This is a genomic window from Nocardioides sp. GY 10127, from assembly GCF_004919085.1.
GTDB lineage: Bacteria > Actinomycetota > Actinomycetes > Propionibacteriales > Nocardioidaceae > Nocardioides.
This window is the reverse complement of sequence record NZ_STGL01000002.1, coordinates 219,464-246,000: the sequence shown is the minus strand read 5'-3', so window position 1 is coordinate 246,000 and position 26,537 is coordinate 219,464. Positions and strand designations below refer to the sequence as shown.

At 73.7% G+C, this 26,537-nt stretch carries 17 protein-coding genes; 15 read left to right on the top strand and 2 right to left on the bottom strand.

Going from position 1 to position 26,537, the window contains the following annotated elements; all coding sequences use genetic code 11:
- Positions 1–216: 216 nt before the first annotated feature.
- The gene (lpdA, locus tag E8D37_RS02875) at positions 217–1,593 is read right to left on the bottom strand and encodes a dihydrolipoyl dehydrogenase (protein ID WP_136568255.1); all 1,377 of its coding nucleotides are present in this window, start codon (positions 1,591–1,593) and stop codon (positions 217–219) included.
- A gap of 180 nt (positions 1,594–1,773) precedes the next feature.
- Between lpdA and E8D37_RS02870 the strand changes: the two genes are divergently transcribed.
- Positions 1,774–2,139, top strand: coding sequence for a hypothetical protein (locus E8D37_RS02870; protein ID WP_240770148.1), 366 nt, complete (start codon positions 1,774–1,776; stop codon positions 2,137–2,139).
- 54 nt (positions 2,140–2,193) lie between these two features.
- Here E8D37_RS02870 and E8D37_RS02865 read toward each other — a convergent pair whose 3' ends face one another.
- On the bottom strand, positions 2,194–3,717 hold the full coding sequence (locus E8D37_RS02865; protein ID WP_136568254.1) for a leucyl aminopeptidase: 1,524 nt from the start codon (positions 3,715–3,717) through the stop codon (positions 2,194–2,196).
- 99 nt (positions 3,718–3,816) lie between these two features.
- Here E8D37_RS02865 and gcvT point away from each other — a divergent pair, with 99 nt between their 5' ends.
- From gcvT to E8D37_RS02795, 14 genes are all read left to right on the top strand, one after another.
- Entirely contained in the window at positions 3,817–4,923 is a 1,107-nt protein-coding gene (gene gcvT, locus E8D37_RS02860; protein WP_136568253.1) for a glycine cleavage system aminomethyltransferase GcvT, read from the top strand.
- 2 nt (positions 4,924–4,925) lie between these two features.
- Positions 4,926–5,204 (top strand): hypothetical protein, encoded by a 279-nt coding sequence (locus tag E8D37_RS02855; protein WP_136568252.1) that lies wholly within the window; start codon positions 4,926–4,928, stop codon positions 5,202–5,204.
- Between the two features lie 111 nt (positions 5,205–5,315).
- A complete protein-coding gene (locus E8D37_RS02850) occupies positions 5,316–9,470 on the top strand; it encodes an Ig-like domain-containing protein (protein WP_136568251.1) in 4,155 nt (1,384 codons plus the stop codon).
- 27 nt (positions 9,471–9,497) lie between these two features.
- Complete coding sequence (locus tag E8D37_RS02845; protein ID WP_136568250.1) at positions 9,498–10,385, top strand: PhzF family phenazine biosynthesis protein; 888 nt, start codon at positions 9,498–9,500, stop codon at positions 10,383–10,385.
- 44 nt (positions 10,386–10,429) lie between these two features.
- Positions 10,430–11,242, top strand: a complete 813-nt coding sequence (locus E8D37_RS02840; protein WP_136568249.1) for a thymidylate synthase — start codon at positions 10,430–10,432, stop codon at positions 11,240–11,242.
- Between the two features lie 9 nt (positions 11,243–11,251).
- Positions 11,252–11,758: a dihydrofolate reductase gene (locus E8D37_RS02835; protein ID WP_136568248.1), complete on the top strand. Its 507-nt coding sequence runs from the start codon at positions 11,252–11,254 to the stop codon at positions 11,756–11,758.
- A gap of 128 nt (positions 11,759–11,886) precedes the next feature.
- On the top strand, positions 11,887–12,825 hold the full coding sequence (locus tag E8D37_RS02830; protein WP_346763579.1) for an LLM class F420-dependent oxidoreductase: 939 nt from the start codon (positions 11,887–11,889) through the stop codon (positions 12,823–12,825).
- A 112-nt stretch (positions 12,826–12,937) separates the two neighbouring features.
- Complete coding sequence (gene dapA, locus E8D37_RS02825) at positions 12,938–13,834, top strand: 4-hydroxy-tetrahydrodipicolinate synthase (protein WP_136568247.1); 897 nt, start codon at positions 12,938–12,940, stop codon at positions 13,832–13,834.
- 72 nt (positions 13,835–13,906) lie between these two features.
- Positions 13,907–15,592 carry a ribonuclease J gene (locus tag E8D37_RS02820; protein ID WP_136568246.1) on the top strand — a complete coding sequence of 562 codons (1,686 nt, stop codon included), beginning with the start codon at positions 13,907–13,909 and terminating at the stop codon, positions 15,590–15,592.
- A gap of 467 nt (positions 15,593–16,059) precedes the next feature.
- Positions 16,060–18,912, top strand: coding sequence for a DNA translocase FtsK (locus E8D37_RS02815; protein ID WP_346763578.1), 2,853 nt, complete (start codon positions 16,060–16,062; stop codon positions 18,910–18,912).
- A complete protein-coding gene (locus E8D37_RS02810) occupies positions 18,909–21,155 on the top strand; it encodes a helix-turn-helix transcriptional regulator (RefSeq protein ID WP_136568245.1) in 2,247 nt (748 codons plus the stop codon). The genes E8D37_RS02815 and E8D37_RS02810 overlap by 4 nt, the downstream gene beginning before the upstream one ends.
- Positions 21,156–21,346: 191 nt before the next feature.
- Entirely contained in the window at positions 21,347–22,768 is a 1,422-nt protein-coding gene (gene rimO, locus E8D37_RS02805) for a 30S ribosomal protein S12 methylthiotransferase RimO (protein ID WP_240770168.1), read from the top strand.
- Entirely contained in the window at positions 22,765–23,382 is a 618-nt protein-coding gene (gene pgsA, locus E8D37_RS02800) for a CDP-diacylglycerol--glycerol-3-phosphate 3-phosphatidyltransferase (protein WP_240770146.1), read from the top strand. Before rimO ends, pgsA begins: the two co-directional genes overlap by 4 nt.
- Positions 23,383–23,704: 322 nt before the next feature.
- On the top strand, positions 23,705–26,500 hold the full coding sequence (locus E8D37_RS02795) for an ExeM/NucH family extracellular endonuclease (RefSeq protein ID WP_136568243.1): 2,796 nt from the start codon (positions 23,705–23,707) through the stop codon (positions 26,498–26,500).
- Positions 26,501–26,537: the final 37 nt, after the last annotated feature.

Below are 26,537 nucleotides of genomic sequence, written 5' to 3'. Positions count from 1 at the left end.
CGCCCAGGTGGTGCCAGGCTCGTGTTGCCCTCGATTGTTCACCCGCAGCCAATGCGGTGCGCAACGGGGTCCACCCTCGGGCGCGTTGCTCGCACTGCGACCATGGTTCTCCGGATTACGGACGCGCGCCAGACCTGGTTCCGGATGCCGGACAGGCCCGCGGTGCTCCGAGGACAGGGGTGCGTCACGGCCGTGACCCGCTGCCGCAGCGACCGCTCAGCCATGGGCGTGCAGCGCCTTCCCTGCGAGGGCGAGGTGGGCCTCGCCGAGCGCCTCGGACTGCGTCGGGTGCGCGTGCACGAGCGGGGCCACGTCCTCCGGGTGCGCCTCCCACCCGACGACGAGCTGTGCCTCCCCGATGAGCTCCCCGACGCGCTCGCCGACGAGGTGGATGCCCACGACCGGGCCGTCGGCCCGGCGGACGAGCTTCACGTGGCCCTGCGTGCGCAGGATCTGGCTGCGGCCGTTGCCCGCGAGGTCGTAGGTGAGGGTGACGACGTCGTCGCCGAAGCGCGCGCGGGCGTCGGCCTCGCCGAGGCCCACCGAGGCGACCTCGGGGCTGGAGTAGGTGACGCGCGGGACCAGCGTCTCGTCGACCGGGGCGGGGGAGAGGCCCGCGACGTCCTCGGCGACGAAGACGCCCTGGGCGAAGCCGCGGTGCGCGAGCTGGAGGCCGGGCGCGATGTCGCCGACGGCGTAGATGCCCTCGACGGACGTCCGGCAGCGCTCGTCGGTGAGCACGTAGCCGCGCTCGGTGGCCACCCCGACGTCCTCGAGGCCCAGGCCAGCGGTGACGGGCCGGCGGCCCACGGCGACGAGCAGGACCTCGGCCTCCAGCACCTCCCCGCCCTCGAGCGTGACGGCGACCCCCTCGTCGGTGGTCTTCACGCTCTGGAAGACCTCGCCGGTGCGGGCGGTGATGCCGCGGCGGCGGAAGGCGCGGGCGAGAACGGCGACGCTGTCGGGGTCCTCGGACGGCAGCAACCGGTCGGCCGCCTCCAGGATCGTCACCTCGGTGCCGAACGAGCGCCAGGCCGAGGCGAGCTCGCAGCCGATGACCCCGCCACCGAGGACGAGGGCGCTGGCCGGGACGTGGTCGAGGCGCAGGGCGTCGTCGGAGGTGAGGACGCGGGCGCCGTCGACCTCGATCCCCGGGAGGACGCTGGGGGCCGACCCCGTGGCCAGCACGAGGGCGCGACCGGTGTGCACCACGCCGTCCACCGTGACCTCGCGGGGCCCGGTGACGCGCCCGGCGCCCTCGACGACCGTGACCCCGCGGCTGCGCACGAGACCGGTCAGGCCCGTGAAGAGTCGGCCGACGACCCCGTCGGAGTAGGCCTGGACGCCGGCCATGTCGATGCCCTCGAGGGCGGCGAGGACGCCGAACCGGGATGCCTCGCGGGCCGCGTCGGCCACCTCGGCGGAGTGCAGGAGCGCCTTCGTGGGGATGCAGCCGCGGTGCAGGCAGGTGCCGCCGAGACGGTCCTTCTCCACCAGCGTGACGCTCAGGCCGAGCTGCGCCGCGCGCAACGCACAGGCGTAGCCGGCGGACCCGGCTCCGAGGATGAGCACGTCGACGTCGGTCCCGGTCACACTCGTCCTTCCTGGCCGTCGCGGTCGCGGCGTTGCGCTGCGTCGGTGCCGCCATCCTGCCACCTCGTCGCGTGCTGTCCACCCCGTCACGGGTGGGCAGCGGGTGGGCCGCAGGTCGACCGCAGGGCCGCCCGCGCCTGGCTCCCGGTCGGTTCACACCTGACAGGGCACACTGGGCGCATGGGAATCCTGGACCGCTTCCGCCGCGGCCCGCGCACGAGCGCCCCGGCGCGGGACGGCCTGCGCACGGGCTCGACCCGGGTGCGCGCCTCCGACGCCACCGACGTGGAGCACCTGCAGACCTGGCTGGCGGCGCGCCACGGCGTGGAGGGCTTCGTGGAGCCGCGGACGGCCGTCAGCGACGTGACCCTCCTGCTGGTCGCGCACGACGGCGAGTGGACGCGGCGACGCGTGCCGTCGGTGAAGTGGGCGCACCGGTTCTGCAACGACCACCGGGTCCCGTCCTACGACGCGGCCGTGGTCGGCGTCCCGCAGCGGATGCGGGAGTACAACCGGCGCTACCGCGAGCAGCAGAAGCGCGGCTGACCCACCCCGTGCGGCGCGCGGCCGCCGGAGCCGGCCGGCCGCGCCCGGCTGACCTCAGCCGGCGAGGCTGCGCGCGAGGTCGACGAGCGTCGCGGTGGAGAACCCGGTGCCGCCGGCGGTGACGTGGCCCGAGGTGCCGGAGGCGAAGGACGGTCCGGCGATGTCGAGGTGGGCCCACGGGAGGCCGCCGGTGAACTCGCGCAGGAACGCGGCGGCGAAGAGCCCGCCGCCCCAGCGGACCCAGTCGTGCTGGGCGAGGTCGGCGATCCGCGACGAGGTGACGCGGGCCTTCATCTCCTCCGGGATGGGCATGTGCCACATCGGCTCGCCCGCGGTCGCGGCGGACTCGAGCACCTTCCCGACCGTCGCGTCGTCACCGAGGACGCCGGCCACCTTGTCGCCCAGCGCGACCACCATGTGGCCGGTGAGGGTGGCGACGTCCACCACGAGGTCGGGCTTGCGCTCGACCGCGCGCCCCAGCGCGTCCGCGAGCACCAGACGGCCCTCGGCGTCCGTGTTGGAGATCTCGACCGTGCGCCCGCCGTAGGTCGTGAGCACGTCGCCCGGCCGCATCGCGGAGCCGGAGACCATGTTCTCCGCCATCGGGGCGAAGCAGGAGACCTGCACGGGCAGCCCGAGCTCGGCGATCGCGTAGGTCGCCGCGACGACGGTGGCGGCGCCCGCCATGTCGGACTTCATCTCCTTCATCGAGGACGCCGGCTTGATGGTGAGGCCGCCGGAGTCGAAGGTGATCCCCTTGCCGACCAGCGCGAGGTGCGCGACCGGCTTCTTGGGCGTGTACGTGATCTCGACCAGCCGCGGGCCCGCGGCCGATCCCTGGCCCACCCCGAGGATGCCGCCGCAGCCCATCTCGTGCAGCGCGGCCTCCTCGTGGACGGTGATGCTCACCGTCGCGCCGCGGCCCTTGGCCAGCGGGGCGCCTGCGGCGGCGACGGCCGCGGCGAGCGCCGGCGGGGTCTGGTGGCCCGGGGGAGTGTTGACCCAGTCCCGCACCTGCTCGGTGGCGCGGACGACGACCTGGGTCTCCTCCACGAGGCGGGCGGCCTCCTTGCGGCGCGCCAGGGGCGTGAGGACGACGACCTGGCCGGGCGCGTCGGACTCGGGCTGGGTCGAGCGGAACTGGGTGAAGGTGTAGCCGCCGAGCTGCCAGCCCTCGACGACGGCCCGCAGGAGCGGGAGCTCGTCGGCGGGGAGCGCGAGCGCGACGGAGGCGCAGTTGGTGACGACCCGGGCGGCGTTGCCGGCGGCCCGGCGCAGGGCCGTGTGGTCCGGGTCGGCGCCGAGGCCGACGAGCACGAGCTGCGGGCTGCCGAGGAGGCCGTTGGTGGGGATGCGGGTCGCCTCGCCCAGCTGGCCCTTGAGCCCGAGGGAGGACAGCAGTGGCTCGAGCTTGCGCCCGTAGGCCTTGGCGACGTCCTCGGCCCCCGGCGCCAGCACCGCCCGCGGACCGGACTTGCGGCGTCCCGAGGTGGGCGCCGGCACCAGGCCGACGACGACGGCGTCGGCCTTGGACTTGGCGGGGCTGGCGGCACGGAGCAGGAAGGTCGGGGCACTCACGCGGCCAGGCTAACGAAGGGCTCCGCGCGCCGGGACGGCACGCGGCCCCCGGCCGCGGCGGTCGCGTCCCGGTCGGGCGTGTCGGGTAGGTTCCGCGCCATGGCGCTCCTCACCTCCCCCCTGCACGAGAGGCACGTCGCCCTCGGCGCGAAGCTCGGCGAGTTCGGCGGCTGGTCGATGCCGCTGGAGTACGCGGACGGCGGCGTGGTCGCCGAGCACACGGCCGTGCGTGAGGCGGTCGGGCTCTTCGACGTCTCGCACCTCGGCAAGGCGACGGTGAAGGGCCCCGGCGCGGCCGACTTCGTCAACGCGTGCCTCACCAACGACCTGGGACGGATCGCCCCGGGCCAGGCCCAGTACACGCTGTGCTGCGACCAGACGGGTGGCGTCGTCGACGACCTCATCGTCTACCTCCACGGCCCCGACCACCTGCTGCTCGTGCCCAACGCCGCGAACACGGCCGAGGTCGTGCGTCGTCTGCAGGCCGCGGCCCCCGAGGGCGTGGAGGTCACCGACGAGCACCGCGACCACGTGGTGCTGGCGGTCCAGGGGCCGCAGAGCGATGCGGTGCTCGTGGGCGCCGGTCTGCCCGTGGGGCACGACTACATGAGCTTCGTCACCGCGACCTTCGACGGGACCGAGGTCGTCGTCTGCCGCACCGGCTACACCGGTGAGCGGGGCTACGAGCTCATCGCCCCGGTGGCGGTGGCGACCTCGCTGTGGGACGCGCTGGTCGAGGCGGGCGCGGAGCACGGCCTGCGGGCCGCCGGGCTGGGGGCGCGGGACACGCTGCGCACCGAGATGGGCTACCCGCTGCACGGGCAGGACCTCTCGCTCGAGATCACCCCGGTCCAGGCCCGGGCCGCCTGGGCGATCGGGTGGGACAAGCCGACCTTCTGGGGCAAGGAGGCGCTGGCCGCCGAGCGCGCCGCGAAGCCGGCCCGCGTGCTGCGGGGGATCAAGGCCGTCGGCCGCGGGATCCCGCGGGCGCACATGACCGTCGTCCTGGGTGAGGGCGAGGAGTCCCGCACGGTCGGCGAGGTCACCTCGGGCACCTTCAGCCCCACGCTGCGCACCGGCATCGGGCTCGCGCTCGTCGCCGCGGACGTGCCGGCCGACGCCCGCGTGGCGGTGGACGTGCGGGGCCGGCGGATGGAGTTCGACCTGGTCAAGCCGCCGTTCGTCGACACCGGCGTGCGGGGCTGAGCATGCTGCCCGCCGAGCCGCCGACCTTCCGCGAGCCCACCGCCGCCGAGCGGCCCTGGCGCTGGCTCCTGCTGGACGCCGACGGCGCCGAGGCCCCCGTCGGACCCCCGGTGCAGGACGACGAGGTGCCGCCGACCGGGCGGCGCTTCCCGGCCCGCGGGGACGCCGAGACGTGGCTGGGCACCGCGTGGCGTGACCTCCGCGCCGCCGGGATCGCCCGCGTCGTCCTGCTCGACGGCGAGCGTGAGGTGTCGGGCCTGCTGCTGCCGGCCGGCGACTGACCGGTCCAGACCAGCGTCCGGGACCTTGGTAACCCCGGTGGGGGTCCTGCTCAAGCGTTTACGCGCGCGGCCGATGCGAGCGTCATCATCCCCGCTCGCGATCGGACCACCATGCGCTCGTTCCGTCCTCTCGGAGCGCTGAGCTCCCTCCTGGGGCTCCGCCGCCCGCGCCGCCACCCCGGCCTCCCCGGCTCCCGTTCCGCCGGTTCCACCGGCTCCCGGGCGCTGCGCCTGGGGACCTCGGCCCTCCTCGTGGCGGGCGCCGCGGTCGGTGGTGTCGTCGCGCTGCCCGGCGCGGCCACCGCGAGCGTGCCCACCTGCGCGGCGGCCGGGCTCACCGTCACCAGCCTCGGTGGCCCGAACTTCTACATCGGGTCCGGTTCCACCCCGGCGTTCCTGTCGGGCTACACCGGCTACCGCGTCCTCAACGGCGCCGGCGCCGAGCTCGACGACCTGTACGTGACGCTGTCGGACTTCACCGGCGGGGCCCTCGGCCTGGCCTCGGGCCAGACCGCCACGCAGCGCGTCGGCGACCTGGCGTCCGGGGAGAAGGGCGAGCGGTTCTGGTACCTCACGGCCACCGGACCCAGCGCGAGCGCCCAGCAGCACACGATCACGGTGTCGCAGCACAAGCCGGGGCTGCCGTCCTCGACCGTCCTGTGCACCACCACCAACGGCTTCGCCCAGGTGGCGCAGACGACCTCGGCCAACGCGAACAAGGTCGACACCGTCGTCGTCGCCGGCGGCACGCCCACGATCGGTGCCACCTTCACCGTCACCGTCACCGGCAACACGGGCACGATCGGCTCGGGCGTCACCGGCGACACCCAGTCGTTCTGGATGACGCCCTCGGTCTCCTCGACCTGGCCCGCGGACGCGTTCCGGCTCGTCGGGACGTCGCTCACCATGTCCCCGGACGGGTCGGCCGCCCCCGTGACCTGGACCAACACGCTGCGCCTGGCCGACCTCGGCGCCTCGGCGCGCAGCTACACGGCCGTCTACACCTTCCGCGCGGTCGGATTCACCGACTCGCCCGCGACCGTCCGGCCGGTGCACCAGATCGCCTCCGGCAACCTGATGAAGTACACCGGCTCCTACCCGGCGACGCTCCCGCCGATCACCCCGCCCGCCAACGACCTCACCGCGTCGGCGAGCGCCGACCCGACCGCGCTGCCCACCGGCGGTGGCACCACCACGGTCACCACCTCGGTCTCGGGCACGGCGGGTGCCGAGCTCGACGAGGTCGACGTCCTCGTCCCGGACGGGGCGACCCCCGTGCCCGGCACGGCGCTGTGGTGCGGGCAGCCCGTCGCGGACCCCGAGCTCGTCGGCGAGCGCTGGGTCGTCACCGGCCCGTTCGTGCTGCCCGGCGGGGGCTGCGACTTCGAGGTCGACGTGACGCTGCCCGCCACGCCGGGCGCGCACGACCTCACCGTCGAGCCGCGGGTCGGCGACTCGGTGGTCGGCACGTCCACCGACGTCGTGGACGGCTCGAACGCGGCCACGGTCACCGTGAACGTCAACCGGTCGCCGGTCGCCCTCGACCGGAGCGTTGCCGTGGACGCCGGCGGGTGGCTGTCGGTGCCCGTGGGGTCTCTGGCCTCCGACCCGGACGGCGACCCGCTCGAGGTCACCGGTGTGGGGTTCTCGACCGACGGCGTCACCTTCCACGGGCCGGGGCTCGTGCACTTCCTCGGCATGCCGGCACCTGAGGGATCGCCCTTCACCTACACCGTCTCCGACGGCCGCGGCGGGACCGCGACCGGCCAGGTCACGGCCCTGCCCTACGGCGCAGAGGTCCCCGCGGCACCGCAGAGCGTCACGGTGGAGCCCGTGAGCGCGCCCCGCGTGGGTGGCACCACCACCGTCACCGCGAGCGCCACCTCCGGGCTCACCGTCTCCCTGACGACGAGCACGCCCGAGACGTGCTCGGTCGTCGACCACGGCGACGGGACCGCGACCCTCACGGCAGTGGCCGAGGGTGACTGCGTCGTCGTCGCCACGCAGGCGGGCGACGCGGAGTGGGAGCCCGCCACCAGCGTCGAGACCGTCGTCGCCCTCACCCGGACGCCGCTCGTCCTGGGCCTGCTGGAGGCCGCCCCGGCGACCCTCGACGTCGACGGGAGCACCGACCTCACCGCGACACTGAACGCGGAGCTGCCCGTCACGTGGTCCAGCCTGACCCCGGACGTGTGCACGGTCGACGACACCGGCCACGTCGTGGCGCTCGCCGAGGGCACCTGCCGGGTCCAGGCCGACGCCGCCGGCGACAGCACCCACGCGCCGGCGACCCCGCTGGAGGTCGAGATCCTCGTCGTCGCTCCCGCGGCGGGCCCGAGCCCGCAGACCGTCAGCGCGACCGGCCCGACCCCCCTCCTCGTCGGGGCCTCCGGGACGGTGGTCGCTTCAGCCACCTCCGGCCTGGACGTCACTTTCACCAGCCTCACGCCCGGCGTCTGCAGCGTCGACGCGGCGGGCACGGTCACCGCGCTGGCCGCGGGGGAGTGCCGGATCGAGGTCGGCCAGCCCGGCGACGAGAGCTGGGACGCGGCCGAGCCGGTCGTCGTGACCACCACGGTGGCAGTCGTCCCCGTGCCGCCGGTCCTGCCCCCGGTCGTGCTGCCGTCCTCGCAGACGATCACGGCGGACGCCCCGGCCACGGTGCGCGTCGGCGCCCCCGTCACGGTGGCCGGCTCGGCGTCCTCGGGCCTGGCGGTCACCTACACCGGCCTCACGCCCGACGTGTGCACGGTGGACGGGGCCGGCCAGGTCACGACGCTCGCCACCGGCGAGTGCCAGGTCCGGGTCAGCCAGCCGGGCAACGGCAGCTGGGCCGCGGCGACCCCGGTCGTCGTCAGCGTCCAGGTGCTGGCGCTCGCGGCGCAGCACCTCGTCCTCGAGGCACCCGCGGTGGTCCTGGACGGCCCGAGCGCCGTCCTGGTGACCGCGACCAGCGACGCCGGCCTGCCGGTGACCGCGCAGGTCTCCGGCCCCTGTCGGGTCCGCGGCACCGCGCACACCGAGGAAGCCGACACCGTGCGCCTCGGCGTCACCGGGACCGGCGAGTGCACCCTGACCGTCTCCGCGGCCGGGGACGCCGACCACGACGACGCCGAGCCTGCCACCGCGACCCTCACGGTCGTGGCGCCGGTCGACGACCGCCTCGCGGTGCCGGCCGGCACCACCCGGGCCGTCGCCCTCGACGTCCAGGCCAACGACGGCGTCGGGGCGGGGGAGGGCGTGAGCCTGACCGCCGTGTCACGGGCCGCCCACGGCACCGCGGCCGTGGCCGACGCGGAGGGCGGCACCGTCGCGTACCTGCCCGGCGCACGCTTCGCGGGCACCGACTCCTTCCGCTACACCGTCGCCGACGAGACCGGCCGCACGGCCACCGCCGTGGTGCGGGTCCGCGTCGCCAACGCCGGCCCGTCGGTGGGCGCGGAGGACACCGCCCAGCTCGCGGGCTCGACGCGCACGGTGCGGCTGGACGTCTCCGACCCGAACGGCGACGCGGTCCGGGTCACCGCCGAGTCCCTCGACCCCGGACTGCGGGTGAAGGTGGACGGCGACCGGCTCGAGCTCACGGCCGAGCGGGCGCTCTCCGGGCGCGTGCGCGTCCGGGTCCTCGTCACCGACGACGGGGGCGACACCGCACGCACCTCGTTCGTGGACGTCGTCACGCCGCTGCCCGTGGCGGAGGCCTCGCAGCGGTTCGTCGACTCCGACGACCGGGCCGACACCCGGATCTCGTGGACCCGGGCCGTCACCGACGACGCCCGCTACGAGGTGCTCGTCGACGACCACCGCGTCTGCGTGAGCGACACCCTCTCGTGCGACGTCGACCGCGTGCTCGGCCCCGGCCACCGCGTGCAGGTCCGCGTCCTCGGTCGCGACGGGACGAGGTCGGCCACGACCCCGGCTGCCCGGGTCGAGGGGTCGCGGGTCTGGATGGCGACGGTCTACTTCGACCCGGACGAGCACCTGCTCACGCCCGCGCAGCGTGGCCGGCTGAACCACATCGCCCAGGTGATCCGCCGGCTGGGCTTCGGCCGCGCGTACGTGGAGGGCTACACCGACGCTGACGGCGACCCGGCGTCCAACCTGGCGCTGTCGCAGGCCCGCACCGGCACCGTCGCGACGCTGCTGGCCGGGCACGGGATCGGGTCGGACGAGGCCTGGTTCGGCGAGAGCGACCCGGTGGCCAGCAACAGCACGGCCACCGGCAAGTCCCGCAACCGTCGGGTGGAGATCTACGTCGGCTGGTGAGACCCGTCGACCTGGCAGGGTGGGCGCGTGAGCGCCCACTCCTTCCGCCAGGTCGACGTCTTCTCCTCCCGCCCGCTGGGCGGGAACCCGGTGGCGGTCGTGCACGGCGCCGACGGGCTGGACGAGGCGCGGATGGCTGCCTTCGCCCGGTGGACCAACCTGTCGGAGACGACGTTCCTGCTCGACCCGACGCCCGAGGGCGCGGCGGCCGGCGCCGACTACCGCCTGCGGATCTTCACGCCGGGCGCCGAGCTGCCGTTCGCCGGGCACCCGACGCTCGGGTCCGCGCACGCGTGGCTCGAGGCCGGGGGAGTGCCCCGGGTCCCGGGTCGCCCGGTCCAGGAGTGCGGCGCCGGCATGGTCGGGCTCCGGCAGGACGCCGGGGGCCGACTGTCGTTCGCGGCGCCGCCTCTGCGCCGCGGTGGGCCGGTGGCTGAGGAGGTCCTCGTCCGGGTCGCCCGCGCGCTGCGCGTGGAGCGGGCCGCGCTCCTCGACGCCCGCTGGTGCGACAACGGCCCCGGCTGGGTGGGCGTGCGGCTGGCCGACGCGTCCGCCGTCCTGGCCCTCGAGCCGGACCCCACGGCCTTCGGCGACCTCGAGATCGGCGTGGTCGGCACCTACGCGCCCGGGGAGCACCCGGACGGCGCGGCGATCGAGGTCCGAGCGTTCTGCCCGGGCCTGGGGGTCGACGAGGACCCGGTGACCGGCTCGCTCAACGCCGCTCTGGCGCAGTGGCTGGCCGGCGGGCTGCTGCCCGCGGAGTACACGGCCGCCCAGGGCACCGTGCTGGGCCGGCAGGGCCGGGTGCACGTCGTCCGGGAGCCTGACCCGGCGGACCCGGCGGAGTCGGCGGGGGAGCGGGTGTGGGTGGGCGGGGACACCTGCACGACGGTGACCGGGACGGTCACGCTCTGAGCCGGCGGGCCGGAGCCGGCGCCGGCAACGACTAGTCTGGCCGCGTGCGCGCCTACCTCGACCTCCTCCAGCGGATCCTCGACGAGGGCGTCGAGAAGACCGACCGCACCGGGACCGGGACGCTGTCGGTGTTCGGCCACCAGATGCGCTTCGACCTCGAGGCCGGGTTCCCCCTGGTCACGACCAAGAAGGTGCACACCCGCTCGGTCTTCGGCGAGCTCCTGTGGTTCCTGCGCGGCGACACCAACGTCGCCTGGCTCCAGGAGCGCGGGATCTCGATCTGGGACGAGTGGGCCGACGAGGACGGCGACCTGGGCCCGGTCTACGGCCACCAGTGGCGCTCGTGGCCGACACCGGGCGGCGAGGCGATCGACCAGATCGCGCAGGTCGTGGAGCAGATCCGTGCCACCCCGGACTCCCGGCGGCTGCTGGTCTCGGCGTGGAACCCGGCGGACGTGCCGGAGATGGCGCTCGCGCCCTGCCACACGCTCTTCCAGTTCTACGTCGCGCCCGCGCGCGACGGGGGCCCCGACCGGCTCTCGTGCCAGCTCTACCAGCGCTCGGGCGACGTGTTCCTCGGGGTGCCGTTCAACATCGCCTCCTACGCCCTGCTGACGCACATGGTCGCCCAGGTGACCGGGCTGCGCGTGGGGGACTTCGTGCACACGCTCGGGGACGCCCACCTGTACTCCAACCACCTCGAGCAGGCCCGGCTCCAGCTCACCCGCGAGCCGCGTCCGCTGCCCCGGCTCCTGCTGGACCCCACCGTCACCGAGCTCGACGCCTTCGAGCTGGAGCACATCTCCGTCGAGGGCTACGACCCCCACCCGGCCATCAAGGCCCCGGTGGCGGTCTGAGGGGCCGGCATGCCACTGCCTGACGGCACCCGCGTGGTGCTGGTGGCCGCGGTCGCGCGCAACGGCGTGATCGGGCACGGCCCCGACATCCCCTGGTCCCTGCCCGGGGAGCAGCGGACCTTCAAGGAGCTCACCCTCGGGCACACGCTGCTGATGGGCCGGACGACGTACGAGTCGATCGGTCGCCCGCTGCCCGGTCGCACCACCGTCGTCCTCACCCGCGACGAGGGCTGGACGCCGCCGCCCGCGCCGCGCTCGGAGGAGGTGCTCGTCGTCCACGACGTGCAGGCCGCGCTGGACGCCGCGGCCGGCACCCCCGGCGAGCTGATGGTCGCCGGGGGCGCGGCGGTGTACGCGGCGCTGCTGCCGCACGCGGACGCCCAGGTGCTCACCGAGGTCCCGCTCGAGCCGGTCGGCGACGTCCGGTACCCGTCGTGGCCGCCGGGCGAGGGGTGGTCCGAGACCCGCCGCGAGCCGTTCGACGGCTTCACCCGCGTCACGTACGAGCGCGACTGACGCCCGACGCGCCGACGCGTCCCTCTGCCCACGTGCCCCCGTGCGCACCGGAGTGGCGGTGCTCACGCGGTTCCCACCGCACCGGACGGGGAGGTCACAAGCGGCGCCGGGGCTGGCAGGGTGGAGGCATGACGATGGAGCTGCGCATCTTCACCGAGCCCCAGCAGGGGGCCACGTACGACGACCTGCTCGCGGTCGCGCAGGAGGCCGAGGAGCTCGGGTTCGGGGCGTTCTTCCGCTCTGACCACTACCTCGCCATGGCGGGGGACGGCATGCCCGGCCCCACGGACGCCTGGACGACGCTCGCCGGCATCGCCCGCGAGACCCAGAGCATCCGCCTCGGCACCCTGGTCACCAGCGCCACGTTCCGGCTCCCGGGCCCGCTGGCGATCCAGGTGGCGCAGGTGGACCAGATGTCCGACGGCCGGGTCGAGCTCGGCCTCGGCGCCGGCTGGTTCGAGGCCGAGCACCGGGCCTACGGCATCCCGTTCCCGCCGCTGAAGGAGCGCTTCGAGGTCCTGGCCGAGCAGCTGGAGATCGTGACCGGCCTGTGGTCGACCGAGGGCGGCTACGCCTTCGACGGGGCGCACTACCAGGTCTCCGACTCGCCGGGCCTGCCCAAGCCGGTGCAGCGCGGCGGACTGGCCGGGGGCGTCCCCGTGCTCATCGGCGGCGGCGGCAAGAAGAAGACCCCGGCGCTCGCGGCCCGGTTCGCGGACGAGTTCAACAACCCCTTCGCGCCCTTCGACGACGCGGTCGCCCAGAACGACCGGGTGCGGGCCGCCTGCGAGGCGATCGACCGCGACCCGGCGTCCATGATCTTCTCCAGCGCCCTCGTGCTGTGCGTCGGGGAGAACGAGGCCGAGGTGGAGCGCCGGGCCGCCGCGATCGGTCGTGAGGTGCCCGAGCTGCGCCAGAACGGCCTCGCGGGCACGGTCGAGGAGGTCGTGGACAAGATCGGCCGCTACACCGAGACCGGCCAGACCCGGCTCTACCTCCAGACCCTCGACCTGAGCGACCTCGACCACCTGCGCCTGGTGGCCGAGCAGGTCATGCCGCGGGTCTGAGCCCGTCCGGGGTCGGGCCGACGTCCGGCTGAATGGCCGTGGGTCGCCGGTGGGCAGTACCGACGGCATGGCGGGGGAGGGGATCAGGGGTCGTGGGCGCTAGCCTGACCCCATGAGCTCCGCCCCCGCTGCGCCGTTCGGCCGTCTGCTGACCGCGATGGCCACCGCCTTCACCGCTGACGGTTCCCTCGACCTCGAGTCCACCCAGCGCGTGGCGAAGCACCTGGTGGCGAACGGCCACGACGGCCTGGTCGTCTCCGGCACGACGGGCGAGTCGCCGACCACCACCATCGAGGAGGACGGCGAGATCCTCGCCGCCGTGCGTGCGGCCGTCGGCCCGGACGTGCACCTGGTGGCCGGCATCGGCACCAACGACACCAAGACCTCGGTGCAGCTGGCCGAGCAGGCGAAGCAGCAGGGTGCCGACGGCGTCCTGCTGGTCACGCCGTACTACAACAAGCCCGGTCAGAAGGGCATCCTCCAGCACTTCCGCACCGTCGTCGACGCGGCCGGGCTGCCGGTCATGATCTACGACATCCCGGGTCGCACCGGCTCCCAGATCGCCCTGGAGTCCTACGAGGAGATGCGCTCGTGGTCCCCGGTCGTGGCGGTCAAGGACGCCGTGGGCGACTTCGTCCGGGGTCACCGGATCATGCAGATGGGCTACTCCGTCTACTCCGGTGACGACGCGCTCAACCTCGGCTGGCTGGCCTACGGCGCCAGCGGCTTCGTCTCCGTCGTCGGCCACGCGGCCGGCAACGACTTCCGCGCGATGCTCGACGCCTGGTTCGGCGACGACCCGCGCAGCGCCACCCAGATCTTCTCGCGGCTGCTCCCCGCGATGGACGCCATGATGGGCGTCCCCAACTACGGAGCCACCACCGCCAAGGCAGCCCTGGAGCTGCTCGGCGTGCTCGACAACCGCACGGTCCGCTCACCGCTGGTCGCCCTCGACGACGACGAGGTCGCTGACCTCCGTGTCGGTCTCGAGGCCTCCGGGCTGCTCTGAGTCGTCGCCCCTCGGGGCGGCCACGGGGCAGGTCGGCGTCGCGGCGCCGGACGAGAACAGAACAGGAACTGCATGTCACACCCCCACCCCGGTCTCGGGACCCCGAAGAAGCTGAAGAAGAACGCCCTGCGCGTGACGCCGCTGGGCGGCCTCGGGGACGTCGGTCGGAACATGACCGCCTTCGAGCACGACGGTCGCATCCTCATCGTCGACTGCGGCGTCCTCTTCCCGGAGGACTCCCACCCCGGCGTCGACCTGATCCTGCCCGACTGGTCCTCCATCCGGGACCGGCTCGACACGGTCGAGGCGCTCGTCCTCACCCACGGCCACGAGGACCACATCGGCGCCACGCCGTACCTGCTGCGCGAGCGCAACGACATCCCGCTCGTCGGCTCGCAGCTGACGCTGGCCCTGGTGGCGTCGAAGCTGCGCGAGCACCGGCTGCGCGAGACCGTGCAGCACACGGTGGCCGAGGGCGACCGGATCAAGTTCGGCCCCTTCGACCTCGAGTTCGTGGCGGTCAACCACTCCATCCCCGACGCCTTGGCCGTGATGATCCGGACGCCTGCCGGCTCGGTGCTGCACACCGGCGACTTCAAGATGGACCAGCTGCCGCTGGACGGCCGGATCACCGACCTGCGCTCGTTCGCGCGGCTCGGCGAGGAGGGTGTGGACCTCTTCCTCACCGACTCCACCAACGCCGAGACCCCCGGTTTCACGCCCAGCGAGAAGCAGATCACCCCGGTGATCGACCAGGTCTTCCGCGAGTCGAAGCAGCGGATCATCGTGGCCTGCTTCGCCTCCCACGTGCACCGCGTCCAGCAGGTGCTCGAGGCGGCGGTGGCCCACAACCGCAAGGTCGGCTTCGTCGGCCGCTCGATGGTGCGCAACATGGGCATCGCCCGCGACCTGGGCTACCTGGACCTGCCCGAGAACGTCCTCGTCGACGCCAAGGACCTGGCCGACCTGCCGCCCGAGCGTCAGGTGCTCATCTCCACGGGCTCCCAGGGCGAGCCGATGTCGGCGCTGTCCCGCATCGCCCAGCGCAACCACAACTTCGTGCACATCGAGGAGGGCGACACCGTCCTGCTCGCCTCCTCGCTCATCCCGGGCAACGAGAACGCCGTCTACCGCGTCATCAACGGTCTCTCCCGCTGGGGCGCCAAGGTGGTGCACAAGGGCAACGCGATGGTGCACGTCTCCGGCCACGCCAGCGCCGGCGAGCTCCTGTACTGCTACAACATCGTCCGCCCGAAGAACGTCATGCCGGTGCACGGCGAGATCCGCCACCTCCAGGCCAACGCCCGGCTCGCCGAGCTGACCGGGGTGCAGAACACCGTCATCGCCGAGGACGGCGTGGTCGTCGACCTCGTGGACGGCGAGGCGGGCATCGTCGGCAAGGTCGAGTGCGGCTACGTCTTCGTGGACGGCTCGTCGGTCGGCGACATCACCGAGTCCGACCTCAAGGACCGCCAGATCCTCGGCGAGGAGGGCTTCATCTCGGTCATCGTCGTGGTCGACTCCTCCGCCGGCCGCATCGTCTCCGGGCCCGAGATCCACTCCCGTGGCTTCGCCGAGGACGACTCGGTGTTCGAGGACGTCAAGCCCGACATCATCAAGGCGCTCGACCGGCTCCTCGCCGAGGGCGTCGACGACAGCTACCAGCTGCAGCAGTCCGTCCGTCGCACCATCGGCCGCTGGGTCAACACCCGGCACCGTCGGCGTCCGATGATCATCCCGACGGTCGTCACGACCTGATCCGGTTCTCCTGATCCGCTGACCGAGCCGCGGGCCGGGGTGGGCGCTGTGCTCGAGCACGACGTCCTCCACCGCCCGCGGCTCTGTCGTCTCCTAAGCCTGCCGTCCCAGGACCGGAACAACCCGCTCGGTGATGCGTGCGGCCCCGGATCGTCGCAGGTCAGAGAGCTGAGGGCCGCTGAGGCTTCGGGTTGTTCCGGTCTGAGGACGGGGCTCATCGGTGGGCTTTGCGTCCTGGTGTGTCACGGGTCCGCGGCCTGCCACGCCGCGGGGCGAATTTCAAGCGGCCGTCGCCGGTTGGGGACCAAACGTGGTGTCCGTGGCCCGAAGAGGACGCATCTCTGACCAAACGTGACCGGGCCGAGGGCGCTCAGAGCCCCGCGGTGACAAAACCCTCAAGCGACACGTGAGGGTGGGACGGCTGTTAATCCCCGGGACGGCTGTGACAGTCCCCTAGGGTGCTCAGCATGGCGACCCGTACGTCTTCCCCGCCGGGTTCGCGGAGCACGAGCACGACCTCGTCCGGGTCTTCCCCGTCCGGACGGAACAGCTCGAGCACCCGATCCCGGAGTACGACCACCGCCGCCCGGTCCACCGCGACCGGGCGGCGTCCAGCGACCTCCAAGACGGCCTCCAAGGGCACGTCGAAGAGTCCGGCCAAGAGCGGCTCGAGGACCTCGAGCAGCCGGCCGGCCCCGCGCGCGGTGCGCAACGGGCCGGGTCCGGTGGCGCGGTTCTTCGGCCTGGTGGCGCGCGGCCTGCGCGCCGTCTGGCTGGGGATCGCCCACGCCGTGGGCGCCGCGGCGCGGGGGATCGGGCGCAGCGCCCGGGACCTCGAGCCGGAGCACCGCCGGGACGGCGCGGGCCTGGCCCTCGTCGCGCTGGCGCTCGTCTGCGCGGCCGCCGTGTGGTTCCAGCTCTCCAGCCCCGTCACCGACGTCGTCCGGGTCGCCGTCCAGGGCAGCGTCGGCAAGATCGGCTGGCTGGTCCCGCTGGCGCTCGTGTGGTCCGGCTGGCGCCTCATGCGCGACCCGGTGGGCAATGGCCCCGTCGGCCGCCAGGTGATCGGCTGGGCCGCGCTGGCCTTCGGCGTCCTCGGCATCGTCCACCTCGCCAACGGCGACCCGCAGCCGGTGGACGGTGACGTCACGCCGCTGCGCGAGGGCGGAGGGGCGGTCGGCTACGTCGTCGCCTCGCTGCTCATGGATCTCCTGCGCACCGAGCTCATCGTCGTCCCCCTGCTGCTCCTGCTCTCCTTCTTCGGCGTGCTGGTCATCACCGCCACGCCCGTCTACCAGGTGCCGCACAAGCTCGCCGACCTGCGCGACCGCCTCCTCGGGCGGACGCCGGAGGCGCAGGCCGCGCTCGCGGCCCGGCGCGGCGGGATCGACCCCGACATGGGCTCGCCCGCCTACGACTCGCCCCTCGTCGACACCGCCACGCGGCGCCGCATCGAGAACGAGGACACCGGCCCGATCCCGGCCGTCGCCCAGCGCGAGCGGGACGCCCTCGACGTCGCGCTGGAGCACACCGAGTCGGGTCGCGGACGCAAGCTCTTCCGTCGCGGACGCAAGCACGACGAGGACGAGGCCGGGCTCGACATCCTGGACGGCGAGGCCGACGGCCCCGCGGACACCGCCGACGACGAGCACCACCCCGACGGCCTCGACCTGGCGGTCGGCGCCGCTGCCGGCCTCGCCGCCGCGAGCGCGGCCGGTGCCGCCGGTGCGGCCGCGCCCGCGGCGTCCCGGGGCGACGACGGCGCGACGCACGCCGAGGACAAGCACGACCTCGTGCCCCCGCCGCACGCGGAGCTCCCCGCCCGCGTCGAGCAGCTCGAGCTCTCCGGCGACATCACCTACAGCCTCCCCGGCAGCGACGTGCTCAAGGCCGGCTCGCCCCACAAGCCGAAGTCCAAGGCCTCGGACGACGTGGTGGCCCGCCTGACCCAGGTGCTGGAGGAGTTCGGCATCGACGCCCAGGTCACGGGCTACACCCGCGGCCCGACGGTCACCCGCTACGAGGTCGAGCTCGGCGCCGGCGTGAAGGTCGAGAAGATCACCGGCATCCAGAAGAACATCGCCTACGCGGTGGCCTCCGCCGACGTGCGCATCCTCAGCCCGATCCCCGGCAAGTCCGCGGTCGGCGTCGAGATCCCGAACCTCGACAAGGAGATCGTCAGCCTCGGTGACGTCCTGCGCAGCGGCAAGGCGCGCAACGACCACCACCCGATGATCACCGGCCTGGGCAAGGACGTGGAGGGCGGCTTCGTCGTCGCCAACCTCGCCAAGATGCCGCACCTGCTGGTCGCGGGCGCGACGGGCTCGGGCAAGTCGTCCTTCATCAACTCGATGATCACCTCGATCCTCATGCGCTCGACGCCCGACGAGGTGCGGATGATCATGGTCGACCCCAAGCGGGTCGAGCTGAACGCCTACGAGGGCGTCCCGCACCTGATCACCCCGATCATCACCAACCCCAAGAAGGCCGCCGAGGCGCTGGCCTGGGTCGTGCGCGAGATGGACCTGCGCTACGACGACCTCGCCAACTTCGGCTTCCGCCACGTGGACGACTTCAACAAGGCCGTCCGCGCCGGCAACGTGGAGCTGCCTCTGGGCAGTGAGCGGAAGCTGGAGCCGTACCCGTACCTGCTCGTCATCGTCGACGAGCTCGCCGACCTCATGATGGTGGCGCCGCGGGACGTCGAGGACGCGGTCGTCCGCATCACGCAGCTCGCCCGCGCCGCCGGCATCCACCTCGTGCTCGCCACGCAGCGTCCGTCCGTGGACGTCGTCACCGGCCTGATCAAGGCCAACGTGCCGAGCCGCCTGGCGTTCGCCACCTCCAGCCTCGCCGACAGCCGGGTCATCCTCGACCAGCCGGGCGCCGAGAAGCTGGTCGGCCAGGGTGACGGACTGTTCCTGCCGATGGGCGCCTCCAAGCCGGTCCGCGTGCAGGGCTCGTGGGTGACCGAGGCGGAGATCCGCGAGGTCGTCCAGCACTGCAAGACCCAGCTCGAGCCGACCTACCGCGAGGACGTCACCGCACCGGCGGCCTCCAAGAAGGAGCTCGACGACGACATCGGCGACGACCTCGACCTGGTGATCCAGGCCGTCGAGCTCATCGTCTCGACCCAGTTCGGCTCCACGTCGATGCTCCAGCGCAAGCTGCGCGTCGGCTTCGCCAAGGCCGGTCGCCTCATGGACATCCTCGAGTCCCGCGGCGTCGTCGGTCCCAGTGAGGGCTCCAAGGCGCGCGACGTCCTGGTGAAGCCCGACGAGGTGGACGGTGTGATCGCGACCCTGCAGGGGGAGATGTGAACGAGCACGAGCAGCCCGGGGCGGACGACGCCCAGGCCATGGACGGCGCCGAGCCCGCCCAGGACGTGACCGGACCTGCGATCCCCGACGAGCCCACCGGGGAGACGGCCGAGGCGCCCCTCGTCGTGGAGCTGCGCCGCAACACGCGCCTCTCCGCGGTCGTCACCGGCCTCGCGGCCCTCCTCACGCTCGCGTACCTGGTGCGCGTGCTCAGCGGCCCGTCCCTCCTCGACGTCGTGGTGCTCCTCGTCGTCCTCGCGGTCGGGGCCACCCACGTCATGACGCTGATCGACGGCCGCACCCCGCTGCTGGTCGCCGACGCCCAGGGCGTCCGCGTCCGCGACGGCCGCACCTGGCAGGGGTTCCCCTGGTCGGAGCTGCAGGCGGTCGAGGTGCTGCCGCGCGCGTCGTGGTGGAAGGACGGCTCGCTGGACGTCCTGCCCGCCACCGGCGACCCGATCGCACTGCGCCTCGGCGCCGCCACCATGGTGAGCGGGCTGCTGCCGCGGCACCGCGACCTCGTGGACGCGCTCGCCGAGCTCTCCGCCGGCCGCTGCGACGTCGCCGAGATCGAGGGTTACGAGTACGTCGACCCCGACGAGTGGGCGGCCGGTCAGCAGGCGCACTCCCACGAGCACGCCGACGGGTACGGCGAGGACCTCGACGACCACCTCGGCAGCGAGGGCGAGGAGGACCACCGGTTCGTCGAGCCGCCGGTCGAGCCCGCGGCCACCGCTGCGGCCACCACCGCTGCCGCGGCGTTCGAGACCGCCGGCGCCTGGGACGACGCCCCGGTCGAGGACGCCCCGGTCGAGGACGTCGCGGTCGAGGACGTCGCGGTCGAGGACGCCCCGGTCGAGGACGTCCCGGACGACGCCTCGGTCGAGGAGGTCTGGGACGACGACGCGCCCACGGGCGAGATCCCGGCGCTCAGCGACGTGCCGCTGGGGGAGTCCGACGCCCCGTCCTTCGCCCCGGCATCCGAGCCCCGGACGTGGGACCCGCTGACGGACCCGCTCGACGAGGACCCCCGCGCCGCGGCGTCCTCCCCGGCACCCGCCGGGGTCGGCTCCGTGCCGGCCTCCCGCAACCCGTTCAGCGACGCGATGCACCGCATGTCGGCGCTCCTGCCCGGGCTGCCGGGCCTCTCGGCGCTCTCCGGCCTCGGCCGTGGGCACCGTGAGACGGCCGGCCCCGCGCAGCCGGTGGTCGAGGCCGCGGGTCCCGCTCCCGCGTCGACCCGTCCGGCCGTCGCCGGCGTCCGCAGCGACGTCGTCACCCGTCACCCCGCCTCCGAGACCGGCGTCCGCGTCGGCGGCCACGGTGACGGCGACGTCACCGTCTTCGGCGCCAACGCGCTGAAGCTCGACGCCGGCGAGCGCTCCGCCGACGAGGCGCGGCCCTCGCTGCCCGAGGCCCGCGAGCTGCGGCGTCCCGGGTCGGTGGACCTGGTGGAGGACACCTCCACCTGGGGCGACCGCGTCCGGCCGATCGCCCGCGAGGGCCACCCCGTCGACCCCATCGTCTGGGACGACGAGGAGCACCCCGCGGCCGAGCCCGTCATCGGGCCCGAGCTGGCCGCGGCGCGGACCCGGCTGGGGCTCTCGGTCGACCAGCTGGCCGACCGGACGCGGGTGCGCCCGCACGTCATCGAGGCCATGGAGGTCGACGACTTCGCCCCGTGCGGCGGCGACTTCTACGCCCGCGGCCACCTGCGTACCCTCGGCCGCGTCCTCGGCATCGACGCCGCCCCGCTGGTCGCCCTCTACGACAGCCACTACGCCCACGCGCCCGTCAGCCCCCAGCGGGTCTTCGGGGTGGACCCGGCGGCCCGTCCGCACCGGTTCAGCAGTCCGGGCAGCCCTCGCTGGTCGGTGCTCGTGGCGGCCGTGATGGCTCTGGTGCTCGCCTGGAGCATCGCCCGCCTCGTCGTCGACGGAGGGGCCGACCCGGCCCAGGACGTCCCCACCCTCGCGACGTCCTCGGCCACCACCGGCGCCCGCACCACCGTGGTGCTGACGGCCGCCGGCGGAGGTGCGCACGTGGTGGTCCGGGACGGCTCCAACGAGCTGGTCTTCCGGGGCAACCTCGCCTTCGGTGAGGTCGAGACGCTGGACAAGGTCTCCCAGCCGGTGCGCATCCGCACCACGGACGGCTCGCTCGAGGTCAGCGTCGGGGGCGTGGACCAGGGCGCCATGGGCCGCACCGGCCACGCCGCGGAGGACACGTACACGGCCGGCTGAGCACGCGCCGGTGACGCCGGCGGACGCGGTCGACCACGGCGCGTCGGGAGGTCAGGGTTCGCCCAGGCCCTCCCGGCGCGCCATACTCGTTCATCGAGATGACCACCACTCCCGCCGCCGCCCCTGACCGCGACTCCCGACCCGCCGAGGAGGGAGGCCCGGACCCCGAGCGGCCCCTCCTCTCCGTGGCGATGGTCACCCTCGGGTGCGCCCGCAACGAGGTGGACTCCGAGGAGCTGGCCGGCCGCCTCGAGGCCGGCGGCTTCCGGCTCGTCTCCGAGCCGTCCGAGGCGGACACCGTGGTGGTGAACACCTGCGGGTTCGTGGAGTCGGCGAAGAAGGACAGCGTCGACACCCTGCTCGAGGCCGCGGACCTGAAGACCAGCCACGGCGGCAAGGCGCAGGCCGTCGTCGCGGTGGGCTGCATGGCCGAGCGCTACGGCAAGGACCTGGCGGAGTCGCTGCCCGAGGCCGACGCGGTCCTGGGCTTCGACGACTACCCGGTGATCGCCGAACGGCTCCGCTCGATCGTGGCGGGGGAGACCCACCAGGCGCACACGCCCTCCGACCGGCGTCTGCTCCTCCCGATCAGCCCGGTGGAGCGCTCGCTGTCCACGGCAGCCGTCCCCGGTCACGCCTCCGGCCCCGCGTCCCTGCGCCGTCGGCTGGACGACGGCCCGACGGCGTCCCTCAAGCTCGCCTCCGGCTGCGACCGCCGGTGCAGCTTCTGCGCGATCCCGTCGTTCCGCGGCTCGTTCGTCTCCCGCCGTCCCACCGACGTGCTCGACGAGGCGCGCTGGCTGGCCGAGCAGGGCGTGAAGGAGCTGTTCCTGGTCTCGGAGAACTCCACGTCCTACGGCAAGGACCTGGGCGACCTGCGGCTCCTCGAGACGCTGCTGCCCGAGCTGGCCGCCGTGGACGGCATCGAGCGCGTCCGCGTCTCCTACCTCCAGCCCGCCGAGACCCGCCCCGGGCTGATCGAGGCCATCGCGCAGACGCCCGGCGTCGTCCCCTACTTCGACCTCTCCTTCCAGCACGCCTCGGCGAGCGTGCTGCGACGGATGCGCCGCTTCGGCGACCCCGAGAGCTTCCTGGGCCTGCTCGAGCAGGTCCGCGCGCTCGCCCCCACCGCGGGCGTGCGCTCCAACGTCATCGTCGGCTTCCCCGGCGAGACCGAGGAGGACCTGGAGACCCTCTGCGCCTTCCTCGTGGCCGCGCGCATGGACGTCACCGGCGTCTTCGGCTACTCCGACGAGGACGGCACCGAGGCGGCCGGCTACGACGACAAGCTGGACGAGGACGAGGTGCGGGCTCGCGCCCAGCACGTCTCCGAGCTCGTCGAGCGGCTCAACGAGGAGCGCGCCGAGGAGCGGGTGGGCGAGATCGTGGAGGTGCTCGTGGAGGACGTCGACAGCGACCCGAACGGCCCCGTCGGCCGTGCGGCCTTCCAGGGGCCCGAGGTGGACGGCACGACGACCCTGCTCGACGTGGACGCCGTGGACGCCCCGGTCGGCTCGATCGTCCGGGCGCACGTGGTGGGCAGCGAGGGCATCGACCTGCTGGCGGCCGTCACCCCGTCGGAGTCCGCCACCCACGGGACGTGGTCGCAGTGAGCACCGACAGCGCCGGGACGACCGGCAAGCCGTCCAACTGGAACCTCCCCAACGCCCTGACGACGCTGCGCATCGTCATGGTGCCGTTCTTCGGCTGGGCGCTGCTCTACGACGGGGGCGAGTCCGCCACGTCGCGGACCATCGCCTGGGCGCTCTTCCTCGTCGCGATGATCACCGACAAGATCGACGGCGACCTCGCGCGGGCCCGCAACCTGGTCACGGACTTCGGCAAGATCGCCGACCCCATCGCCGACAAGGCGATCACCGGCATGGCCTTCATCGGCCTGTCCATCGTGGGGGACGTCTGGTGGTGGGTGACGATCGTGGTCCTGCTGCGCGAGTGGAGCGTGACGCTGCTGCGGCTCTCGGTGCTGCGCAAGGTCGTCATCGCCGCCAAGGACCTCGGGAAGCTCAAGACGACGGTCCAGGCGCTCGCCCTCGGCGGGCTGACGCTGCCGCTGCTCGACCCGGACCTCCCCGGCGTCCTGGAACTGCCGTTCCAGATCCTCTTCTACGTCTTCCAGGCCCTGCTGGCGGTGGCCGTGGCGCTGACGCTCTGGTCCGGCTGGGAGTTCTACAAGGAGCTGTGGAAGCAGCGCGACCAGCTGCGCTGACCCCGGCACCGACTGCTTCCGCAGGCCTCTGACCTGCGCCGACGGCCCGCCCCTCGCTCGAGGGGCGGGCCGCGCTGCGTGTCGGGGCGAGCGTGCGCGGCGACCCCGCGAGCAGGCGCCCCCGGCCGCGCGTGATAGCGGCCGGACGGCCCCGACCCGGCGGCGAGCGTGTCGCGAGGAGGTGCTCGCGTTACGTCCCCGAGGGCAGGGATTCTGTTACAGAGCGTTCATCTGACGTCCTTGTTTCACAGGGGGATCTCATGATTAAGGTAAGGCGCTTCTCAGGATCTTCTTCGTTTCAGCCTTCTCGGGAGAAAACTTCATGTCCACGACGCGCAAGCGTGTGGTCGGGCTGCTCAGCGTGTCGGTCATGGCGATCGGGGTCGTCCCCTTCGTCGTGCCCGCGCCCGCGCTGGCGGACCCGGCAGGAACCGGCCTCGTCATCAGCGAGGTCTACGGCGGTGGCGGCAACAGCGGCGCCACGCTGACCAACGACTTCATCGAGCTCTACAACCCCACGGACGCCGCCGTGTCCGTCGACGGGCTCTCGGTCCAGTACCGCAGCGCCGCCGGCACCGGGAACGCCTCCGGCGTCACCGCGCTGGCCGGCAGCGTCCCTGCGGGCGGTCACTACCTCGTGCAGGAGGCCGCCGGCTCGGCGGGCACCGAGGCGCTGCCGACGCCGGACGCGGTGGGCGCCATCGCCATGAGCGGCAGCAGCGGCCTGGTCTTCCTGGCCGAGGGCACGACCGCGATGAACCCCGGCACCGGCTCGCTCACGACCGGCACGGCCGGCGTGATCGACCTCGTCGGCTACGGCAGCGCCACGACCTACGAGACCGCCGCGGCCCCGACGCTCAGCAACACCGTCTCCGACCAGCGGGCCGGCGGCACCGACACCGACGACAACAGCGCGGACCTGGCCACCGGCACGCCCACGCCGGCCAACACGGGCGGCGGTGGCGGCACCGACCCGGAGCCCGACCCGGACCCGGTCGCCGCGACCATCGCCGAGATCCAGGGCACCGGCGCCGCGTCCCCCCTGGTCGACGACGAGGTCGTCACCCAGGGCGTCGTGACGGCCGTCTACCCGACGGGCGGCCTCAGCTCCTTCGTCGTGCAGACCGGCGGGACCGGCACGGGCACCGACGCCACCCCCGGCGCGTCCGACGCCGTGTGGGTCTACGGCCCGGCGACGTACCCCGAGATCGGGGACTCCGTCGAGGTCACCGCCACCGTCGCCGAGTACAGCGGGCTCACCGAGCTCACCTCGCCGACGTGGACGCTGCTCGACACACCCCTCGAGCCGGTCACGCCGCTCGCGACGTCCTGGTTCACCACGGACGCCGAGCGGGAGGCCCACGAGTCCGAGCTCCTCGCGCCCACCGGCCCCATGACGGTGACCGACACGTACGACACGAACGGCTACGGCACGATCGGCCTGGCGGCGGGCACGACGCCGCTGCTCCAGCCGACCGAGGTCGAGGACGCCCAGACCGGTGACGTCGCCGGCGTCGCCGCCGACAACGCCGCCCGCGGCGTCATCCTCGACGACGGCTCCACCGCCAGCTACCTGTACGGCGCCAAGAACACGCCCATGGCGTGGCTGACCACCGACAACCCGATCCGGGTCGGTGCGGCGGTCACCTTCACCGGCCCGGTGGTCGTCGACTACCGGTACGGCGCCTGGGAGCTCCAGCCGACCTCCCCGGTCGTCGGCGAGGGCGCCGACGTGGCCACGTTCGAGGACACCCGCGCCGACGAGACCGCGCCGCGGGACGTCGGCGGCGCGCTGACGCTGTCGAGCTTCAACGTCCTCAACTACTTCACCTACACCGCGGCCGACGCGGTCGCCGACGGGGGCACCTGCTCCACGTACGACGACCGGGCGGGCACCCCGATCGGCGCCGGCACCTGCACGCTCGCAGACGGCGAGGACGGGCCGCGCGGTGCCGCCACCGACGAGAGCCTGGCCCGCCAGGAGGCGAAGATCGTCGCCGCGATCAACACCCTCGACGCCGACGTGGTGTCGCTGGAGGAGATCGAGAACTCGGTGAAGTTCGGCTTCGACCGCGACCAGGCGCTCTCGACCCTGGTCGCCGCCCTCAACGACGCCGCGGGCAGCGAGAAGTGGGCCTACGTGCCGTCGCCGGACGCCGCCGACCTGCCGGCCGTCGCCGACCAGGACGTCATCCGCACCGCGTTCATCTACCAGCCGGCCACGGTGCAGACCGTGGGCGGGTCCCGGGTCCTCGTCGGGTCCGCGGCCTTCTCCAACGCCCGCCAGCCGCTGGCCCAGGGCTTCAAGCTGGTCGGCGCCTCGGACGCGGACGCGTTCGCCGTCGTCGTCAACCACCTCAAGTCCAAGGGCTCCGGCACCGACGACGGCACCGGGCAGGGCAACGCCAACCCGGACCGGGTGGCGCAGGCCGGCGACCTGGCCACGTTCGCGGACGAGTTCGCCGGCGACCTGGGTGGCTCCGGCGCCGTCTTCCTCACCGGCGACTTCAACAGCTACACGCAGGAGGACCCCATGCAGGTCCTCTACGCGGACGGCTACACCGACCTGGCGCCGGAGGGGGAGTACTCCTACAGCTACGACGGCCTGGTCGGCAGCCTCGACCACGTCCTCGCCAACGACGTGGCGTCCGGCATGGTGACCGGCTCGGACATCTGGAACATCAACTCCGGTGAGTCCGTCGGCTTCGAGTACAGCCGCTACAACTACAACGCGACGCTGCTCTACCAGCCGAACCAGTTCCGGGCCTCCGACCACGACCCGGTGGTCGTGGGCGTCGATCCGGGGCCGATCGGCACTGCCACGACCGTGGACGCGGACCTCGTCCGCCCCGCGACCGGCGTCGTCCACGGGGGCCAGAAGGTCGTCGTCGACGTCACCGTCACGGCTGCCGAACCGCTGACCACGGGCACGCCGACCGGCACCGTCACGGCGCTCGTCGACGGCGTCCAGGCCGGCACCGCCACCCTGTCCGGTGGCACCGCACGCTTCCGCCTCGGGCCGTTCGCCCAGTCGGGGACCCACACGCTGACGTTCTCCTACGGCGGGTCGGACGGCGTGCTGCCGTCCGAGACCTCGCTGGAGATCGTCCGCCGCTAGCCGCACCAGCCACGGCCCGTGCCGCCGGGAGGACCAC

What these genes read in the sequence shown, in the direction of transcription:
- E8D37_RS02870 (WP_240770148.1), top strand. Translation starts at nt 1,774, where the DNA reads ATGGGAATCCTGGACCGCTTCCGCCGCGGCCCGCGCACGAGCGCCCCG.
- gcvT (WP_136568253.1), top strand. Translation starts at nt 3,817, where the DNA reads ATGGCGCTCCTCACCTCCCCCCTGCACGAGAGGCACGTCGCCCTCGGC.
- E8D37_RS02855 (WP_136568252.1), top strand. Translation starts at nt 4,926, where the DNA reads ATGCTGCCCGCCGAGCCGCCGACCTTCCGCGAGCCCACCGCCGCCGAG.
- E8D37_RS02850 (WP_136568251.1), top strand. Translation starts at nt 5,316, where the DNA reads ATGCGCTCGTTCCGTCCTCTCGGAGCGCTGAGCTCCCTCCTGGGGCTC.
- E8D37_RS02835 (WP_136568248.1), top strand. Translation starts at nt 11,252, where the DNA reads ATGCCACTGCCTGACGGCACCCGCGTGGTGCTGGTGGCCGCGGTCGCG.
- E8D37_RS02830 (WP_346763579.1), top strand. Translation starts at nt 11,887, where the DNA reads ATGACGATGGAGCTGCGCATCTTCACCGAGCCCCAGCAGGGGGCCACG.
- dapA (WP_136568247.1), top strand. Translation starts at nt 12,938, where the DNA reads ATGAGCTCCGCCCCCGCTGCGCCGTTCGGCCGTCTGCTGACCGCGATG.
- E8D37_RS02820 (WP_136568246.1), top strand. Translation starts at nt 13,907, where the DNA reads ATGTCACACCCCCACCCCGGTCTCGGGACCCCGAAGAAGCTGAAGAAG.
- E8D37_RS02815 (WP_346763578.1), top strand. Translation starts at nt 16,060, where the DNA reads ATGGCGACCCGTACGTCTTCCCCGCCGGGTTCGCGGAGCACGAGCACG.
- rimO (WP_240770168.1), top strand. Translation starts at nt 21,347, where the DNA reads ATGGTCACCCTCGGGTGCGCCCGCAACGAGGTGGACTCCGAGGAGCTG.
- E8D37_RS02795 (WP_136568243.1), top strand. Translation starts at nt 23,705, where the DNA reads ATGTCCACGACGCGCAAGCGTGTGGTCGGGCTGCTCAGCGTGTCGGTC.